The following is a 16,881-nucleotide window of genomic DNA, read 5'->3' as shown; positions in this document are numbered from 1 at the left end:
AACCGCTGCGAGGGGCTTCGAACCGCGTCAGGGGCGGAAGATCGGCTGCACCCAGTAGTTGCCGGCGGCCCACGTGTCGGTGGGGAAGCCGCCGCCGTAGCGGTACACGCCCGCGTTCACCGGCAGGTGGAACGGCGTCTGCGCCAGGTTGCCCACGAAGTAGTTCTCCGTGACCTTGTAGCCGCCCGACGGCGTGTAGTACGAGACGACGTACTCGGTGCCCGGCGCCACGGGAACCGGTGTCGTGAAGGTGATCCGCTGGCTGTAGGTGGCGCCGGGAGCGTCCTGCTCGGCCAGCAGCGTGCCGTTCGAGGTCCAGACGCGCGCGGTCACGGGGCCGGTGTAGGCGCCGCGGCGCAGGAACACGCCCGTGAGCGCGCCGGGACGGTCGACCCTCGTGCGCAGGCCGAGCTCGACGCCCTCGATGTCGGGGTCGTCGACGGTCGGGTTGTGCGTGTCGTGGAAGACGAGCGAGGTCTCGTGGGTGAGCGCGGGAACCGTGGTGCCGCCGACGTGGATCGTGCGGGACGCGGTGACCGGGCCGGTCGTCGAGGCGGTGTGAGCGCGGGCGTGGATCGTCAGCGGGCCGGGGACGGACGGCCACAGCACGACCGACCACCGTTCGCCGGTCGCGTCGACGGTGGTCCAGTTCGTGCCGTTGTCGGTGGAGAAGCCGACGTCGGTGATGCCGCCGGACTCGCCGTTGACGGCGCCGCCGATCACCAGCAGCGGCTGGTTCAGCGGGACCGAGGCCTCCGCGGTCGGCGAGAGGATCATCGCCACCGGGGCGTCCGCCGCGAGGGCGGGAGCGGGGGAGGCCAGGACAAGTGCCAGCAGCAGTGCGGCTGATCGTCTCATGTACGGCAGATCGTCCCCGGTGGAGCCGCGGTTACGGTGGTCCTCCGATCGGTCGTGCGCCTGTACGGCTGACGGTCGTACCCGGCTGGAGCCGGACGTCTGCCCAGCCTAGGGTCAGCGGCGGCCGAGAAGCCGGAAATGCCGCCGGCGCAGGAGGATCCCGTGCTGGCGCTGTCCGTTTTGTTGCTTGTCGCCGTGCTCGTCTGCGCGGTGGCGCGGCCGTGGGGCCTGCCGGAGGCGGCGGTCGCGGTGCCTGCGGCGGTGCTCGTGGTCGTGGTCGGGGCGCTGCCGGTCGAGCACGCCGTGGACGAGGCGGTGCGGCTGGGACCCGTGATCGGGTTCCTGGCCGCCATCCTCGTCCTCGCGCAGCTCTGCGACGACGAGGGCCTCTTCCACGCCTGCGGCACCTGGATGGCGCGCGCGTCCGGCGGCAGACCGCGCACGTTGCTGGGCAGCGTGTTCGTCACGGCCTCGGTGACCACGGCGGTGCTGAGTCTCGATGCGACGGTCGTGCTGCTCACACCGGTGGTGTTCGCGACGGCGGCACAGCTCGGCGTCCGGCCGAAGCCGCACGTCTACGCGTGCACGCACCTGTCCAACAGCGCGTCGTTGTTGCTGCCCGTGTCGAACCTGACGAACCTGCTGGCGTTCGCGTCGAGCGGGCTGAGCTTCACCCGGTTCGCGGCGCTGATGGCGTTGCCGTGGCTCGTGGCCATCGCGGCCGAGTACCTGGTGTTCCGGCGGTTCTTCCGCACCGACCTCGACGCGCCGGTGCACGCGCCCAGGTCGTCGCCTCCGCAGGAACTGCCCGTCTTCGCGCTGGCCGCGGTGGCGCTGACGCTCGCCGGGTTCGTGGTCGCGTCGGCCACCGGGATCAACCCGGCGTGGGCGGCGTGCGCGGGGGCGCTGGCGATGGCGGTCCGGGCGTTCGTGAAGAAGCGCACGACGGTGCGGAAGCTCGTGCGGGCGGCGTCGTTGCCGTTCCTCGCGTTCGTGATCGGCCTCGGGGTCGTGGTGCGGGCCGTGGTCGACAACGGCCTCGACGGCCTGCTCCGGAACGTCATCCCGGGCGGGCACGACCTGTGGGCGCTGCTCGGGGTCGCCGCGGTCGCCGCCGTGCTCGCGAACGTCATCAACAACCTGCCCGCGGTGCTCGTGCTCCTGCCGCTGGTCGCGCCGGCGGGGCCTGGAGCGGTTCTCGCGGTGCTGCTGGGCGTGAACCTCGGCCCCAACCTCACCTACGCCGGGTCGCTCGCGACCTTGCTGTGGCGGCGGATCGTGCACGACCACGACACCGAGGTGCACCTGCCGGAGTTCACGAAGCTCGGCCTGCTCGCCGTGCCCGCCACCCTGGTGGGCGCCGTCGTGGCACTGTGGGCGTCCCTGCACGTGATCGGAGGATGACCATGACGGTGGTCGTGTGGATCGCCGACGACACCTGGCAGGACTGCGTCGACGCGGCGAGCGCTCAGCAGGGGGAGTTCCTGCTGCTGCACGTCAGCGATGTGGCCGGCGCGGCGCACGCCGCCTTCGCCGGGCTGCTCGGCCGGCACGCGTCGCGCGACCCCGGTACGCGCCTGGACCACTTGGCCGCCGATCACGCCGCACGACTCCTCGACGCGGCAGCGGAACGTCTCGGGCGCCCGTGCGCGAAGGAGGCGCGGGTCGGCCGGGTAGAGCACGAAGTCGTTGCGGCGGCTCGGAACGCGTCGCTGCTGGTCCTGTGCCGGGACGGCGATGTCAGCCACGCCGGGCCGCGCAGCCTCGGCCCGGCGACGCGGTTCGTCGTCGACCACGCGCCCTGTCCGGTGCTCCTCGTCTGGCCCGCATAACTGCTTTCACGCAAACTTGCGTGCACGCAGTTTTTTGGCCTAGTCTCGCGTCATGCGAGCCAAGGGCATTGCGTACGACACCGGTTTCGTGCGCCACGGGGAGATTTCGCTCCAGGAGTTCGACCTCGACGTGGTCAGGCGAGACCTGACCGTCATCCGGGACGACCTGCACTGCAACGCCGTCCACCTGGTCGGAGGTGATCCGGAACGGCTCGAGCGGGCTGCGGGGATCGCCGCCGGGCTCGGGCTGGAGATCTGGTTCTCGCCCTACCCGCTGGAGCTGACGCCCGCCGAGGTCCTGGAGCTGTTCACCGACTGCGCGCGCAGGGCCGAGCGCGTGCGGCAGCGGGGCGCGGAGGTCGTGTTCGTGACCGGCGTCGAGGTCAGCATCATGAACCCGGGCTTCCTGCCCGGCGACGACGTCGGGCAGCGGCTGGGTCACCTGCTGGGGCGACCCGAACGGATGCGAGAGGCGGGGGAGAAGCTCTCCGCGTTCCTCGCCGAAGCCGTCGCCGTGGTGCGGCGGCACTTCCGGGGGAGGCTCACCTACGCCTGCATCCCGTTCGAGAACCCCGACTGGGACCTGTTCGACATCAAGTCGTTCGAGCTGATCCGCTCCGCCGAGGTCGCCGGCGTCTACGCCGAGAGCATCAGGAACGTGGTGGCGCAGGGGAAACCGGTCGCGATCACCGGCTTCGGCACGGCGGCCTGGCGCGGCTCGGGTGCCGTGGCTCCGCGCAGCATGGAGATCGTCGAGCACGACGACGCCGGGTTGCCGGTTCGCGTGAAGGACGGGTACGTGCGTGACGAGGAGGAGCAGGCCACCTACCTGCGCGAGGTGCTGGAGATCTTCGAGGCCGAAGGCGTGGACGGTGCGTTCGTCTACATGTTCGCGCTCGGCAACTACCCGCACCGGCCGGACGACCCCGGGCGCGACCTCGACATGGCGAGCCCCGGCATCGTGAAGGTGCACGACGACGGCCACTGGGAGCCCAAGGCCGCGTTCGGTGCCGTCGCCGAGGTCTACGGGCGCATTTAACCCGCTTGGCGCGGCGGACTGCGGCGGTCAGACTCGGGGGCACCATGAGCAGCAGGTTGCGCGCCATCGCCCACGACACGGTCGAGATCTCGGAACGGGGCTCCTACGCCACCGGCGCGGGCGAGGTCGCCGTCGACGTCTCCCACGCCGTCTCCGGGACCCGGCTGCACCTGCCGGACGAGGTGCTGCCGCTGCCCTCCGAGACGGTGGGCGTCCGGGTCGACGTCACCGGCGAGTCCACCCTGCAGGCCGCGCGCCGGCTCGGCGGCGACGTCGCCGCCCTGAACTTCGCCTCCGCCCGCAAGCCCGGCGGCGGCTTCCTCAACGGCAGGGTGGCGCAGGAGGAGAGCATCGCCCGTGCGTCGGCGCTCTACCTGAGCCTGCGCACCGCCGGTGAGTTCTACGAGCACCACCGCTCGCACGCCGACCTCACCTACACCGATCGCGTGATCTACTCGCCGCGCGTCCCGGTGTTCCGCGACGACGAGGGCGAGTTGTTGCCGCGGCCGTACGAGGTCTCGTTCCTCACCGCCGCGGCGCCCAACCTCGCGGCGATCCGGCAGAACCAGCCGGAGAAGGCCGACGGCGTTCCGCTCGCGTTGCTGGGGCGCGCCATCCGCGTGCTGCACGTCGCGGCGTCGCACGGCCACCGCAGGCTCGTCCTGGGCGCTTGGGGGTGCGGCGTCTTCGGCAACGACCCCGCCACCGTCGCGCGGATCTTCGCCCTCGCGCTGCGCGACAACCGCTACTTCGAGCACGTCGTCTTCGCCGTTCTGGACCGCCACAAGGGCGCGCCGACGTTCTCCGCGTTCGCCGAGGTGTTCGCCTGAGCCACGATGGCACCACCTCTGACCTGCATTGAGCCAGAATGATGCCAATCTGAGCCAGAATTGCTTGTTGGTGGTGCCACGGTGTGCCATAGTGATGCCATGGATCTGACGCCGTATGTAGCCTCCCTCGGCCGCGAACTGCTCACCGCCGTCGAAACCGGTGGCGGGGAAGCGAGTGCGCTGGTCGAGCGGCTGACCGTGACGATGGAGTCGGCGATCCGGCTGGCGCTGCTCGAAGCGCTCTCCGCCGCCGCCGACGAGATCACCGCGGACCTGGCACCGGACTCGGTGCAGGTGCTGCTGCGGGGTCGTGACCCGAAGTTCGTCGTGACGCGCCAGAAGCCCGAGCCGCAGGCCGCCGTCGCGCCGGAGCCCGCCCCCGCGGCACCCGCCGAGGACGTGGCGGCCGGCTTCGACGACGGCACCACGGTGCGCATCAACGTCCGCCTGCCCGAACCGCTCAAGGCCGCCATCGACGAGGCGGCGGCCAAGGAGGGCCGTTCGATCAACGCGTGGCTCGTGCGCGCCGCGTCGGCCCAGCTGAGCCCGAAGCGCGACACCACCGCCGAAACGCTGTCGAGCATCACCGGCGCGCAGCGCTTCGTCGGCTGGGTCCGCTAGCTCCAGCCCTTCACCACTTCGCCCCGACCTGCGGGGATGTTCCACCCACACCTTCTGAGGGGACAGCCATGCCTTCTTACGACACGCCGGAACCGATTTCGGTGCTGCTCGACATCTACGCGGGCCACGTCCAGGTCGTCGCGACGGACCGCACCACGACGGCCGTCGACGTGCGGCCCTCCGACCCGTCCGACACCTCGGACGTCGACACCGCGCAGAAGACCAGCGTCGACTTCGCCGACGGCACGCTCATGGTGCGCGGGCCGAAGCGGACGTTCGACTTCTCCAAGAAGACCAGGTCGGTCGACGTCGTGATCGAGCTGCCGACCGGGTCCAAGGTGGACCTCGACGTCACGGCGGGCAGCGTCCGCACCAACGGCGTGCTCGGCGCGGCCGAGGTCGACCTGTCCGCGGGCAACATCCACGTCGACCGCGCCGGTTCGCTCAAGGCCGACACCGGTGCCGGGGCGGTCAAGGTCGGCGCGGTCACCGGCAACGCCGAGGTCAAGACCGGCAGCGGCCACCTCCGCGTCGGCAGGGTCGACGGGGCGCTGGTCGTGAAGAACTCCAACGGCCACATCGAGGTCGGCACGGTCGAGGGCGCGCTGCGGGCCCGGTCGGCCAACGGCGACATCCACGTCGAACGCGCCGGCGCCCTGGTGGAGGCCCGCACCGCGATGGGGGCCATCGAGGTCGGCGAGGTCGTCCGCGACACCGTCACGCTGAACACCGCGATGGGCGGCATCGAGGTCGGCATCGCCGACGGCACCGCCGCGTGGATCGACGCCAAGACCAGCTTCGGCCGCGTCTCCAACTCGCTCGAGGGCAGTGACGGCCCCGGCTCCTGTGCCGAGACCGTCAAGGTCACCGCCCACACGTCCTTCGGCGACATCTCCGTCCGCCGTGCCTGAGGGGAATCCCATGTACGCGATCAAGGCCAGCGGTCTGCGCCGTTCCTACGGCGACAACGAAGTTCTCAAGGGCGTCGACCTGAACGTCCAGCGCGGCACCGTGTTCTCGTTGCTCGGCGCGAACGGCGCCGGCAAGACCACCACGGTCAAGATCCTCTCCACGTTGATCCGCGCGGACGGCGGCAGCGCGTCCGTCGCGGGCCACGACGTGACGGGTGATCCCGGCGCCGTGCGCGCCGCCATCGGCGTCACCGGCCAGTTCTCCGCCGTCGACAACCTGATGACGGGGCGCGAGAACCTGCGGCTGATGGCCGACCTGCACCACCTCGGCAAGGCGGAGGGCAGGGCCACGGTCGAGCAGTTGCTGGCGGAGTTCGACCTCGTGGACGCGGCCGGCAAGCCGGCCTCCACGTACTCCGGCGGCATGCGGCGCCGGCTCGACCTCGCCATGACGCTGGTCGGGTCGCCGCAGGTGATCTTCCTGGACGAGCCGACCACCGGCCTCGACCCGCGCAGCCGCCGCACCATGTGGCAGATCGTGCGCGGGCTGGTGGCGAGCGGCGTCACGATCTTCCTCACCACGCAGTACCTGGAGGAGGCCGACGAGCTCGCCGACCGGATCGCGGTGCTCGACCACGGCAGGATCGTCGCCGAGGGCACCGCGGACGAGCTCAAGCGCCGCATCCCCGGCGGTCACGTCCTGCTGCAGTTCAGCGAACTGCGGCACCTGGAAGCCGCGACGCGGGTCGTGCGCGACGCCTCGCGCGACGGTGACGCGCTCGCCCTGCGGGTGCCCAGCGACAGCGACGTCCGCTCCCTCAAGGCCCTGCTCGACCGGCTCGACGAGCACGCCGTCGCGGTCGAGTCGCTCAGCACCCACACGCCCGACCTCGACGACGTCTTCCTCGCCCTCACCGGCAAGCCGGAAAAGGTGGCCCGTTCATGACGCACGCACTGACCGACTCGGCGACGATGGTGCGCCGCAACCTCAAGCGGATGATCCGCTACCCGTCCCTGACGTTCCAGCTCCTGATCATGCCGGTCGTCTTCCTGCTGCTGTTCGTCTACGTGTTCGGCGGCACGCTCGGCGCCGGTCTCGGCGGTCCGTCCGGCGGCCGTGCCGAGTACCTGAACTACGTGACGCCGACGATCGTCCTGATGTCGATCACCGCCGCGGTGCAGGGCACGAGCATCTCGATCGCGATGGACATGACCGAGGGCATCGTGGACCGCTTCCGCACCATGGCGATCGCACGGGTGTCCGTCCTGACAGGACACGTGATCGGCAGCCTGGTCCAGACGGTCCTCGCGATGACGGTCGTCTTCGGTGTCGCGCTGGCGATCGGGTTCCGCCCGCAGGCGAGCGCACTGGGCTGGCTCGCGCTGGCCGGCCTGCTGGTCGCCATGTCGTTCGCGATGATCTGGCTCTCCGCCGCGCTCGGTCTCGCCAGCGGGTCCGTCGAGTCGTCGAGCAACGTCGGCCTGCCGCTGATCCTGCTCCCGTTCTTCGGCAACGGTTTCGTGCCCACCGACTCGATGCCGGCCGTGCTGCGCTGGTTCGCCGAGTACCAGCCGTTCACCCCGTTCATCGACGCCCTGCGCGGACTGCTCATGGGCACGCCGATCGGCAACAGCGGCTACATCGCCTCCGCCTGGTGCCTCGTCATCGGGGTCGGCGGCTACCTCTGGTCCAAGAAGCTCTTCAACCGCGAATCCACCCGCTGAAGGAGATCGTCACATGTTGCACGGCCTGCCCATGGAACGGGACGTCACCCCGTTCGACCCTCCCAGCCAGATCACCTCGCTGCGGTCCACGCGACCGGTCAGCCCGATGCTCTTCCCCGACGGCCACGAGGGCTGGCTCGTCACCGGCTACGACGCGGTCCGGCAGGCGCTGGCGGACCTCAGGTTCAGCTCGCGGCAGGACCTCGGCGTCCTGCACGTCCCGTACCCGACGCCCGGCATGCCCGAGCAGACCGAGCCGTCGCCGCAGGAGCCGGGCCTGTTCATCAGCATGGACCCGCCGGACCACACCCGGTTGCGCCGCAAGCTCACCGGAGCGTTCACGGTCAAGCGGATGAAGGCCCTCGAGGAGGGCATCGTCGAGATCACCGAACGGCAGCTGGACGCGCTGGCGGAGCTCACCCCGCCGGTCGACCTGGTGCGGGAGTTCGCGCTTCCCGTGCCGTCACTGGTGATCTGCGAGATCCTCGGCGTCCCGTACGCGGACCGCGAGTCGTTCCAGCACAACTCGTCGCGGTTCATGGAACGGGACATCGACCTCCAGGACAAGATCGCCGTGTACGTGGCGCTGAGCACGTACCTGTCCGAGCTCGTCACGGCCAAGCGGGCCGAACCCGGCGACGACCTGCTGTCCGACCTGGCCCGCGACGAGGACCTCAGCATCCAGGAACTGACCGGCATGGCGTTCCTGCTGCTGCTCGCCGGGCACGAGACGACCGCGAACATGCTGGCGCTGGGCACCTTCGCGCTGCTGGAACACCCGGAGCAGAAGGAAGCGCTGCGGTCGGCACCGGAGCTGATCCCCGACGCCGTCGAGGAACTGCTGCGCTACCTCACGGTCGCCGATGTCTTCTTCCGCTACGCGGCGGAGGACGTCGAGTTCTTCGGCGAGACCATCCGGAAGGGCTCGACGGTCGTGCTGTCGCTGCTGGCGGGGGACCACGACCCGGCGCGCTACGAGAACCCGGACACGCTCGACGTGCACCGCAACGCCCGCGGGCACCTGGCGTTCGGCCACGGCGTCCACCAGTGCCTCGGCCAGCAGCTGGCCCGCATCGAGATGCGCGCCGGGTTCGAGGGGCTGCTGCGCCGCTTCCCCTCGCTGGAGCTCGCCGTCGAGCCCAGCGAGGTGAAGCTGAGGACCGACATGAACATCTACGGCGTGCACGCCCTGCCGGTCACCTGGGCGTAGCCGTCAGACGGTGAAACCACCGTCGGCGTTGATGCTGGCACCGGTGACGTACGCACCGGCCTCCCCTGCCAGCGCCGCCACCACCTCCGCGATCTCCGAAGGTGTTCCGTAGCGTCCCAGCGCGGTCAGCCCGCGAATCGCGTCCGACATCGGCCCGTCCGCGGGGTTCATGTCCGTGTCGGTGGGACCCGGGTTCACGACGTTCACCGTGATGCCCGACGGACCCAGGTCGCGAGCAAGTCCCTTCGTCATCCCGATCAGCGCCGTTTTGCTCGCGGAGTACAACGCGAAGCCGGGGAACGGCGCGTGCACGGCGACGTTGCTGCCGATGCTGATGATCCGGCCACCCTCACGCATGTGCTTCGCCGCCGCGCGCGCGGCGAGGAACGGCGCGCGGACGTTCACGGCCATCGTGTGGTCGAACTCGTCACGGCCGAGCTCGTCCAGCGGCCCGACCCGGAACACGCCGGCGTTGTTGACGAGCACGTCGAGGCGTCCGAAGTGGACAGCCGTCTCCTCGACGGCGGCCACCACGGCGTCCGGGTCGGCGCTGTCGGCCCGGATCGAGAAACCGTTGTCGGGCTTGGTGTTCTGGTACGTGACGGCGACGCGGGCGCCGAGAGCGGTGAGCTTCTCGGCGACCGCGGCCCCGATGCCGCGGCTCCCGCCCGTGACGAGAGCCGCTTTTCCTGCAAGTGATCCCATGCCGTCCACCCTGGCGGAACAGCGGCCGGGGTTCTGGCGGGAATCGGACCGTCAGCTGGTGCCCCGCACGTAGGCCCACGCGGTGCGGTTGAGGGAGTCCTCGATCCCGGTGAAGCCCTCGCCGGGGTTGAGGACGTCCTCGTGGAAGTCGACGTCGACGTCGTCCGCGGTGCCGCCGACGCCGTCCGGCCCGACGCCGAACATGCCCTTCGGGTTGCCGCCCTGGTCCATGAGGCTGTCGAGCTCGTTGAACTGGTCCTGGTGCCAGCTGCCCGACATGTGCCCGGCCTCGTGCGCGGTGATGTTGCCGATCGCCCTGCCGATGAACGCGATCTTGTCGCTGGCGGGCGTGATGTAGCCGTTCAACGAGGTGCGCGACTGCGCGGCCGGAGCGCTGAGGATGTCGAGCAGCACCAGCGAGGTCTCCTCCTCGCCGAAGTTGCCCGCGTCGATCGACTGCGCGATGCCGACGGTCTGGATGCCGGACTCGGCGATCGAGCCGCCGACGACGATCCGGCTGACGTTCGGCTGACCCCACGGGTCGGCGTGGTCGCGGCTGTTCAGCACGCGCACGGCGAACCGCCGGTTGGTGCCCTTCGCGGCCAGGTCCTTCTCGACGTTCTCCCGCACGGTGGCGACCACGCCGTCGATCACCGCGTTCTCGTCGGCGCCGGTGAGGCCCCAGCCCGGCAGGAACTTCCTCAGCGGCGAGAGGTCGCGGTTGCCGGACGGGGTGACGCCGAAGACGCGGGTGTTGACGCGGGCGCCGTCGAAGTCGAGGAAGAGCGTCAGCACCTCGGGGCGCTGGTTGAGTTCGGAGCCGGGCCGGTACGCCTCGACCGTGACGTCGTAGCGCCCGGTGCCGTTCTCGGCGCCGACGGTGTAGCGGCCGTCCCTCGGCGCCACGAAGTCCGCGACGGCGTTGCCACCGGCGGGCAGCGGGGAGTTCTCGGCGTACAGGAAGCTGAAGTCCTGCGACGAACCGAAGACCTCGCGTCCGGCGGGGTCGTGGACGACGACCCTGGTGGCCCTGCCCGCCGCCGACGCGCCGAGCACGTCGCCGGCCCTGAGGTCGACGGAGAAGAAGTCCCTGTCCTGGCGCTGCGTGCCGTTCGTGATCGTCAGGTCGTACGCGCCTTCGGTGAGGACGCGCTTGCCGGTGCCCGGCGTGAGCGGGTCGGCCGGGATCCCGCCGGGACCGGCCGCGGCGACCATCACGTACACGTCCTGCCCCGCTCCCACCGGGAGCTGCAGCCTGCTGTCCGTGGTGCCCGCGAGGTTGTCGTGCTCGGCCAGCAGCCGCCCCTGCGCGTCGAACGCGGCGAGCAGCGTGTCCAGGGAGCCCGCCGGGGTGTCCGTCTCGACGGTGAGCACCGCGCCGTCCGCGCCGCCGGTGACCTTGTAGAAGTCGTGGTCGCCGGTGCCGTCGCCCGCGCTGCCGTACGGGCCGTCGCCGATCATTCCGCTGGTCCGCGCGGGCGTGCCGAGGCTGCCGGCGAGCGGAACGGCGTCGTCGGTCTCGGGGGACGGCGGCACGACGGGGAGCGTGGGATCACCGGCCAGGTCGCCGGTGAGCCTGAGCTTCGCGTTCTTGCCCCGGCCGGTCCCGAACCCGGCCACGTGCTCGGCCCGGTCCGGTGCGTCGTTGGCGCCCTGACCGGTCTCCTCCTCGATGTAGGTCAACGGCTGGCCGGCGCTCTTCGCGGCCAGGCGCGACTGCTTGCGCGCCTCCCGGTCGCGGTGGACCGCGGCCCAGTCGACCTGGGCCTCGGCGGGCAGGAAGGCGAGCATCGGCTCGGGCTGGCTGCTGCGCGGCACGGGCTCGGCCGCGGACTGCCCCGCGGCCACCAGAGTCAGTGCCACACCGGCCGTGAGCACGCCAAACAGGTGCTTTCGCATGGTAGAACCCCCAGTTCGGTCTCGAACCGAGGAAACCAGCGGCGTGCGGGTCAGGCGAGCCTTTCGGCCGGCCTTTGTCCGTTTTCGGACAACGACGCCCCGACCTCGCGCAGGTGCTCCAGCACGTACCCGTACGAGCGGAACAGGCCGCACTGCGCGTAGGAGATGCCGCGCTGCCGGCAGAACTCGCTGACGATCGGCTGGGCGTGCCTGAGGTGCGGGCGGGGCATGCTCGGGAACAGGTGGTGCTCGATCTGGTAGTTGAGCCCGCCGAGCAGCACGTCGACGAACCAGCCGCCGCGGATGTTGCGCGAGGTGAGCACCTGCTTGCGCAGGAAGTCGAGCGAGTGCCCCGCCGAGAGCACCGGCATCCCCTTGTGGTTGGGCGCGAAGGAACACCCCATGTAGAAGCCCCACACTGCCTGGTGCACGAGGACGAACGAGATGGCGTACACCGGGGAGAGCACCCAGAACACGACCACCAGGTACACCACGACGTTCGCGATCATCAGCGGTCGCTCGCGCCCGGAGTGCCGGATCGAGTGCCAGTGCAGCGCGAAGCCCTCCAGCAACAGCAACGGGAAGAACAACACCGCCTGGCGCGAGGCGATCCACCGCAACGGCCCGCGCTTGGCGAGACCCTGCCGCTGCGTGAACGCGAGCACCGAGATGTCGACGTCCGGGTCCTCGTCCTCGTGGTTGGGGTTGGCGTGGTGCCGGTTGTGCTTCGAGACCCACCAGTCGTAGCTGACCCCGACCAGTCCGCTGTGGACGTAGCCGGCGATCTCGTTCCACTTCCGGGAGGCGAAGATCTGCTTGTGCCCGGCGTCGTGGCCGATGAACGCGAGCTGCGTGCTCATCACCCCCAGCACGACCGCCACCGCGAGCTGCCACCAGGAGTCGCCCAGCAGCGCGAACGCCACCCAGGCCGCCGCGTACAGGACGAGGTTCACGCCGATCCGCGCGTAGTAGTAGCCGCGTCGTCGTTCGAGCAGTCCTGCCTGTTTCACCAAGGCGGACAACTGGGCGAAGTCGCTCGCCTGCCGGGGCACCATTCGCCCAGGATGCCCCACTACGACGAAGAAGATGCCACACGGTGACGAAGAAGTCGTGCACGGCCGATGACGCCTGGCCTCACCACGGGACCGGGCAGAACGGGTGCCCGGCGGGATCGGCGTGGACGTCGAAGGACTCGCCGCCGCCCGGGAGCCTGCGCGCACCCGGTTCCCGCACCTGCCGGCCCGCGGCCTCCCGGTCGGCGGCCCTCACGTCGAAGTGCATCCGCGCCGTTTCCTCCGGCCACCTCGGAGGCACCCACGCCTCGACCCTCGCGAAAGCCACGCCCGGCCGGTCGGGGGCGTCGCCGATGACGACGAAATCACCGTCGTCCTGCACCCGGACCATGCCGAGCAACTCCTCGCAGAAGCCCGCGAGCGCCCGCGGGCCGGGGCAGTCGGCCACCAAGCCGTGCCAACGTCCGATCATGCGCGGAATGCCGGCACGGCATGCGGACACCCTCCGCCCTCGTCCTACGCCAGTGCCATCGCCATCACCGGGGGCGTGGTCGGACCCGGCGAACCGCCGTCCGGCTCGACCGTGAGCGCGACCTCCCGCGCACCGGTCAGCCCGGTGACCACGACGGGCGACGACCCGGCCGCCAGCAGGCCGGCCGAACGCGGCCCGTCGTCGCCGATCAGCCACAGCTGGTAGGTGTGCCCGCCGGGCGCGGCGGGCAGGTCCCTGGCGAGGAACAGCGCCTCGTCGCGGCTCGCCGACACGACCGCGGTGCCCGTCGCCCCGTTCGGCGCGGTGCCGCTGATCAGCTTGGCGTCCGGAGTGGACAGCAGGTCCGAGAAGCGGCTGTACTCGCTGGAGAGCTGCGCCAGCCGGCGTTCGTCGGCGGAGTCGGTGACCTGCACCGTGACGAACGCCGCCGCCACCAGGCAGGCGGCCGCGGCCAGCCCACCGGCCCACCGCCTGAAGCCGGTGCGCGGGGCGCGAACCGCGGTTCTGGCCGTCTCGGGGGGAATCTGCCGCGTCTCCGCCGCCGCCGCGAGCACGCGGGCACGCAGGTGAGCGGGCGGCGGGGAGTCGACCGCCGCGCCGAGACGTGCGGCCGTGGCGGTGAGCTCGGCGACTTCGACCGCACAGCTCTCGCAGCCGGGCAGGTGGGTCTCGAACGCGGTCCTCTCGAACTCCGACAACGCGTTGACGGCGTAGGCGCCGGTGAGCGTGTGCAGATCCGCGGATGTGGTCCTCATCCGGTCACCCCCATGCAGTCCCGCAGTCGGATCAGGCCGTCGCGCATCCGCGTCTTGACCGTGCCGAGCGGGATGCCCAGCAGGCTCGCGACTTCCGGGTACGAGTAGCCCTGGTAGTAGGACAGCAGCACGGACTCGCGCTGCAGTTCGGTCAGGAAGCTCAGGCACCGGCGCACCTGCCGTTGCTCGAGCCGGCCGTTGACCTGCTCGCTCACCTCGTCGAACGGCCTGGCCGGGTCGAGGCGGGCCGCGCGGTCCTCGCGGTGCGTGGCGGCCTGGGCGGAGCGGACCCGGTCGACGGCTCTGCGGTGCGTCAGGGTGAGGACCCAGGTGTTGGCGCTGCCGCGCTCGGGGTCGAACCTCGTCGCCGTCCGCCACACCTCGAGCATCACCTCCTGGAACACCTCCTCCGACTGCGCCTGGTCGCGCACGACGCGTCTGATCAGCCCGAACACCGAGCCGGACAGCAGGTCGTACAGCCGCTCGAACGCCGCCTCGTCACCCCGCGCGACCAGGGCGAGCAGGTCGTCCGCCGTCGGATCGGCCGGGCGCCCGACGTCACGGGGGGTGCTTTGCAGGGTCTGCAGCGACTGCTCACGCTTCGGCATCCCGAGTCCTCTCCTCAGCGTTGTCCCCTGGTGTTCGCAGCCGGAGCGTTTTCGGATCGGTTTCGGGCGAGCCGTCACGTTCGGGCGGGAAATCCGCCCCGGCGGCGAGGGGACGGAGCGGTTGGTAACGGATTCATAACCGCACCCATCCGCTTGCGGGGGAGCCCCGAATCACGAGCAGCAACCGCTCGACCACTCCGGGAGATGTCCTGTCATGAACAAGACCGTCCGCAGCTCCGCCCTGGCCGTCGGCGCCGTCTCGCTCGCCCTGTTCGGCGCGGCGTGCGGCTCGGGTGACGCCGCCAGCACCGGCAGCAGCTCCTCCAGCGCCGCCGCCACCTCGACGACCTCGATGGCCCCGTCGTCGTCGGCGATGGCGGATCCGGCCGCGAACCTCGTCGGCCCGGGTTGTGCCGACTACGCGAAGCAGGTGCCGTCCGGTGCCGGTTCCGTCTCGGGCATGGCCGCCGACCCGGTCGCCACCGCGGCGAGCAACAACCCGCTGCTCACGACGCTGGTGAGCGCGGTGTCGGGCAAGCTCAACCCGAAGGTGAACCTGGTCTCGACGCTCAACGGCGCGGAGTTCACGGTGTTCGCGCCGGTCGACTCGGCGTTCGCGAAGATCGACGCCGCGACGATCGAGAAGCTCAAGACCGACGACGCGCTGCTGACCAAGATCCTGACCTACCACGTGGTCCCCGGCCAGATCACGCCGGACAAGATCGCGGGTGAGCAGAAGACCGTGCAGACCGGCACCGTCAAGGTCAGCGGCTCGGGCAACGCGATCAAGGTCAACGACGCCAACGTGATCTGCGGTGGAGTGAAGACCGCCAACGCCACGGTGTACCTGATCGACTCGGTCCTGCTGCCCGCCTGACAGCGGGTGACTCCGGCCGGGCCCCGCGACGCCGGGGCCCGGCCGCGTTCTGTTCGTGCGCCGGGGTGACGCGAGCTGATCAACCCGGTTCGGCGTCGGCCAGGTCCGGCACCTGGAAGTCGAGGACGAAGCTGCTCGGCGAACCGTCCTCGGCCCGCCCGAGCCACACGAGGCACGCGCCGTCGCTCCACCCCGGCACGACGACCATGTCGGTCCTGCCGGAGGACAGCGTGCGGTAGGGCGCTTCGCCGGCCGTGGCGGCGTCGACGTCGGCTCGGGCGAACTCCGTCACGCCGGTGTGGTCGACGAGCGCGAACGTGGCGGTGTCGACCGGGTTGCCGAAGAACTCGCCGTCGCCCAGTTCGAGCTCTTGGTCGCCTTCGCGCAGTGCCTGCTCCCACGAGGTGACCGGCTTGTTAGCGACGGTCACCCGGCACGCGGCCGTCCACGTGGAACGGCCGGTCCTGTTCTCCCACACCTGGAACACGTCCACCGCGTACTCGCCGGGCGGGACGGTGACGGCCAGGGGAGCGGACCCGGCGTCGAGCCGGCCGGGGTCGCCGGCCAGCAGCCTGCCGCTGGGCACCCGGATCCTGCCGGCGGGAACCCGCCGCACGCTCAGCACGCGCCCGTCCGGCACGCGGAACCGCGTGCCGTCGGTGGTGAGCTCGGTGACGTGCCGCGGCCGCAACGGGTGCGGCGGCCGCCAGGGGAACTCCGCCGGCACCTCGTCCGGGCCGGACCGCACGGTCACCGGACCGGTCAGCCCGGCGAGCACCGCCCAGCCGTCCACCGCGGGCACGGCGACGTCGTCCGGCGGCCGCGTCGGCTCCGGCCACCGCTCCCACTCGCGCGAGGTCTGGAACGACCCGCCGCAGGGGAGGTCCGCGTGCACCGAAACCGTCTCGATCCCCGCCGTCGCACCACGACGAACCCGGAACCGCACCGCCGGCCGGTCGCCGTCGAACTCCCGGGCGTCGTTCCCGGTGTAGCGCCAGCCGCGCACCTCGAACAACCGCAACCGCCCGTCGGGCCAGCGGCGGCGGGCGACACCGCGGTAGCGGCGGCCTTCCCTGTCGATGAACCACACCTCGGCGTGGTGGGCCGCCCAGCACACCTCCACGACCGCCCGCGCCACACCGCCGACCAGCAACACGACGGCGTACTGGGCACCCGCGGCGTCCTGAGCCCGTGCGACCGCTTCGGACATCGGCGACACCGGTGTCCGCGTGGCGGAATCCCATCCCGCGCAGCACACGACCTCCACCGGTTCGTCCGTGGGATCGGGCGCGGGCACCTCCGGCAGCTCCTGCCCGGCGAACGGGTCGGCGGCCCGGGGTTCGCGGGGGAGCCACTGCGCCGCGAGCCCGGCGGCGAGCACCGACACGCCCAGGACACCGGACAGGATCGCGGTGCGCCGGGACAGCAGCGTGGGGGATCGGTTCTCCGGCGCCGGGGAGGTCACGGTGCGCGATCGTACGGAGGCCGCGGAAGACCGGTGCCCG

Annotated in this window: 18 protein-coding genes; 10 read left to right on the top strand and 8 right to left on the bottom strand. The window is 71.2% G+C overall.

Features of this window, described 5'->3' with window-relative positions; all coding sequences use genetic code 11:
* Nucleotides 1-27: 27 nt before the first annotated feature.
* On the bottom strand, nt 28-858 hold the full coding sequence (locus L6E10_RS02195) for a DUF4082 domain-containing protein (RefSeq protein ID WP_236216247.1): 831 nt from the start codon (nt 856-858) through the stop codon (nt 28-30).
* 138 nt (nt 859-996) lie between these two features.
* On the opposite strand from L6E10_RS02195, the gene L6E10_RS02190 reads away from it, so the two are divergent.
* From L6E10_RS02190 to L6E10_RS02150, 9 genes are all read left to right on the top strand, one after another.
* A complete protein-coding gene (locus tag L6E10_RS02190; protein ID WP_236216245.1) occupies nt 997-2,262 on the top strand; it encodes an SLC13 family permease in 1,266 nt (421 codons plus the stop codon).
* A 2-nt stretch (nt 2,263-2,264) separates the two neighbouring features.
* The gene (locus tag L6E10_RS02185; RefSeq protein ID WP_236216243.1) at nt 2,265-2,690 is read left to right on the top strand and encodes a universal stress protein; all 426 of its coding nucleotides are present in this window, start codon (nt 2,265-2,267) and stop codon (nt 2,688-2,690) included.
* Nucleotides 2,691-2,742: 52 nt separating this feature from the next.
* Nucleotides 2,743-3,729 carry a hypothetical protein gene (locus L6E10_RS02180; RefSeq protein ID WP_236216241.1) on the top strand — a complete coding sequence of 329 codons (987 nt, stop codon included), beginning with the start codon at nt 2,743-2,745 and terminating at the stop codon, nt 3,727-3,729.
* Nucleotides 3,730-3,773: 44 nt separating this feature from the next.
* On the top strand, nt 3,774-4,559 hold the full coding sequence (locus tag L6E10_RS02175) for a TIGR02452 family protein (RefSeq protein WP_236216239.1): 786 nt from the start codon (nt 3,774-3,776) through the stop codon (nt 4,557-4,559).
* Between the two features lie 99 nt (nt 4,560-4,658).
* Nucleotides 4,659-5,180, top strand: coding sequence for a ribbon-helix-helix protein, CopG family (locus L6E10_RS02170; protein ID WP_236216237.1), 522 nt, complete (start codon nt 4,659-4,661; stop codon nt 5,178-5,180).
* Between the two features lie 68 nt (nt 5,181-5,248).
* The gene (locus L6E10_RS02165) at nt 5,249-6,091 is read left to right on the top strand and encodes a DUF4097 family beta strand repeat-containing protein (protein ID WP_236216235.1); all 843 of its coding nucleotides are present in this window, start codon (nt 5,249-5,251) and stop codon (nt 6,089-6,091) included.
* A gap of 10 nt (nt 6,092-6,101) precedes the next feature.
* Entirely contained in the window at nt 6,102-7,037 is a 936-nt protein-coding gene (locus L6E10_RS02160; protein ID WP_236216233.1) for an ATP-binding cassette domain-containing protein, read from the top strand.
* A complete protein-coding gene (locus tag L6E10_RS02155; RefSeq protein WP_236216231.1) occupies nt 7,034-7,816 on the top strand; it encodes an ABC transporter permease in 783 nt (260 codons plus the stop codon). Before L6E10_RS02160 ends, L6E10_RS02155 begins: the two co-directional genes overlap by 4 nt.
* A 13-nt stretch (nt 7,817-7,829) precedes the next feature.
* Nucleotides 7,830-9,026 (top strand): cytochrome P450, encoded by a 1,197-nt coding sequence (locus tag L6E10_RS02150; protein ID WP_236216229.1) that lies wholly within the window; start codon nt 7,830-7,832, stop codon nt 9,024-9,026.
* Between the two features lie 3 nt (nt 9,027-9,029).
* On the opposite strand, the gene L6E10_RS02145 is transcribed toward L6E10_RS02150, so the two are convergent.
* The 6 genes from L6E10_RS02145 to sigK all read right to left on the bottom strand — a co-directional run bounded on the left by L6E10_RS02145 (nt 9,030) and on the right by sigK (nt 14,499).
* On the bottom strand, nt 9,030-9,731 hold the full coding sequence (locus L6E10_RS02145; protein ID WP_236216227.1) for a 3-oxoacyl-ACP reductase family protein: 702 nt from the start codon (nt 9,729-9,731) through the stop codon (nt 9,030-9,032).
* A gap of 51 nt (nt 9,732-9,782) precedes the next feature.
* On the bottom strand, nt 9,783-11,630 hold the full coding sequence (locus L6E10_RS02140) for a hypothetical protein (RefSeq protein ID WP_236216226.1): 1,848 nt from the start codon (nt 11,628-11,630) through the stop codon (nt 9,783-9,785).
* 50 nt (nt 11,631-11,680) lie between these two features.
* A complete protein-coding gene (locus L6E10_RS02135) occupies nt 11,681-12,685 on the bottom strand; it encodes an acyl-CoA desaturase (RefSeq protein ID WP_236216224.1) in 1,005 nt (334 codons plus the stop codon).
* Nucleotides 12,686-12,764: 79 nt separating this feature from the next.
* Nucleotides 12,765-13,115: a VOC family protein gene (locus tag L6E10_RS02130; RefSeq protein WP_236216221.1), complete on the bottom strand. Its 351-nt coding sequence runs from the start codon at nt 13,113-13,115 to the stop codon at nt 12,765-12,767.
* A gap of 44 nt (nt 13,116-13,159) precedes the next feature.
* Nucleotides 13,160-13,891: an anti-sigma factor domain-containing protein gene (locus L6E10_RS02125; RefSeq protein ID WP_236216219.1), complete on the bottom strand. Its 732-nt coding sequence runs from the start codon at nt 13,889-13,891 to the stop codon at nt 13,160-13,162.
* Entirely contained in the window at nt 13,888-14,499 is a 612-nt protein-coding gene (sigK, locus tag L6E10_RS02120) for an ECF RNA polymerase sigma factor SigK (protein WP_236216217.1), read from the bottom strand. Before sigK ends, L6E10_RS02125 begins: the two co-directional genes overlap by 4 nt.
* A gap of 214 nt (nt 14,500-14,713) precedes the next feature.
* Here sigK and L6E10_RS02115 point away from each other — a divergent pair, with 214 nt between their 5' ends.
* Entirely contained in the window at nt 14,714-15,376 is a 663-nt protein-coding gene (locus L6E10_RS02115; RefSeq protein ID WP_236216215.1) for a fasciclin domain-containing protein, read from the top strand.
* A 79-nt stretch (nt 15,377-15,455) separates the two neighbouring features.
* On the opposite strand, the gene L6E10_RS02110 is transcribed toward L6E10_RS02115, so the two are convergent.
* Nucleotides 15,456-16,841 (bottom strand): DUF4241 domain-containing protein, encoded by a 1,386-nt coding sequence (locus L6E10_RS02110; RefSeq protein WP_236216212.1) that lies wholly within the window; start codon nt 16,839-16,841, stop codon nt 15,456-15,458.
* Nucleotides 16,842-16,881 lie beyond the last annotated feature (40 nt).

Source organism: Lentzea sp. CC55, from assembly GCF_021056325.1.
GTDB classification, from domain to species: domain Bacteria; phylum Actinomycetota; class Actinomycetes; order Mycobacteriales; family Pseudonocardiaceae; genus Lentzea; species Lentzea jiangxiensis.
Note: the sequence above shows the minus strand (reverse complement) of the source record. Positions and strands in the feature narration are given on the sequence as shown.

Coding starts and splice junctions, on each gene's coding strand:
- L6E10_RS02190 (WP_236216245.1), top strand. CDS start 997: ATGCCGCCGGCGCAGGAGGATCCCGTGCTGGCGCTGTCCGTTTTGTTG.
- L6E10_RS02195 (WP_236216247.1), bottom strand. CDS start 858: ATGAGACGATCAGCCGCACTGCTGCTGGCACTTGTCCTGGCCTCCCCC.
- sigK (WP_236216217.1), bottom strand. CDS start 14,499: ATGCCGAAGCGTGAGCAGTCGCTGCAGACCCTGCAAAGCACCCCCCGT.
- L6E10_RS02170 (WP_236216237.1), top strand. CDS start 4,659: ATGGATCTGACGCCGTATGTAGCCTCCCTCGGCCGCGAACTGCTCACC.
- L6E10_RS02135 (WP_236216224.1), bottom strand. CDS start 12,685: ATGGTGCCCCGGCAGGCGAGCGACTTCGCCCAGTTGTCCGCCTTGGTG.
- L6E10_RS02165 (WP_236216235.1), top strand. CDS start 5,249: ATGCCTTCTTACGACACGCCGGAACCGATTTCGGTGCTGCTCGACATC.
- L6E10_RS02185 (WP_236216243.1), top strand. CDS start 2,265: ATGACGGTGGTCGTGTGGATCGCCGACGACACCTGGCAGGACTGCGTC.
- L6E10_RS02130 (WP_236216221.1), bottom strand. CDS start 13,115: ATGATCGGACGTTGGCACGGCTTGGTGGCCGACTGCCCCGGCCCGCGG.
- L6E10_RS02155 (WP_236216231.1), top strand. CDS start 7,034: ATGACGCACGCACTGACCGACTCGGCGACGATGGTGCGCCGCAACCTC.
- L6E10_RS02125 (WP_236216219.1), bottom strand. CDS start 13,891: ATGAGGACCACATCCGCGGATCTGCACACGCTCACCGGCGCCTACGCC.
- L6E10_RS02140 (WP_236216226.1), bottom strand. CDS start 11,630: ATGCGAAAGCACCTGTTTGGCGTGCTCACGGCCGGTGTGGCACTGACT.
- L6E10_RS02145 (WP_236216227.1), bottom strand. CDS start 9,731: ATGGGATCACTTGCAGGAAAAGCGGCTCTCGTCACGGGCGGGAGCCGC.
- L6E10_RS02160 (WP_236216233.1), top strand. CDS start 6,102: ATGTACGCGATCAAGGCCAGCGGTCTGCGCCGTTCCTACGGCGACAAC.
- L6E10_RS02175 (WP_236216239.1), top strand. CDS start 3,774: ATGAGCAGCAGGTTGCGCGCCATCGCCCACGACACGGTCGAGATCTCG.
- L6E10_RS02180 (WP_236216241.1), top strand. CDS start 2,743: ATGCGAGCCAAGGGCATTGCGTACGACACCGGTTTCGTGCGCCACGGG.
- L6E10_RS02150 (WP_236216229.1), top strand. CDS start 7,830: ATGTTGCACGGCCTGCCCATGGAACGGGACGTCACCCCGTTCGACCCT.
- L6E10_RS02115 (WP_236216215.1), top strand. CDS start 14,714: ATGAACAAGACCGTCCGCAGCTCCGCCCTGGCCGTCGGCGCCGTCTCG.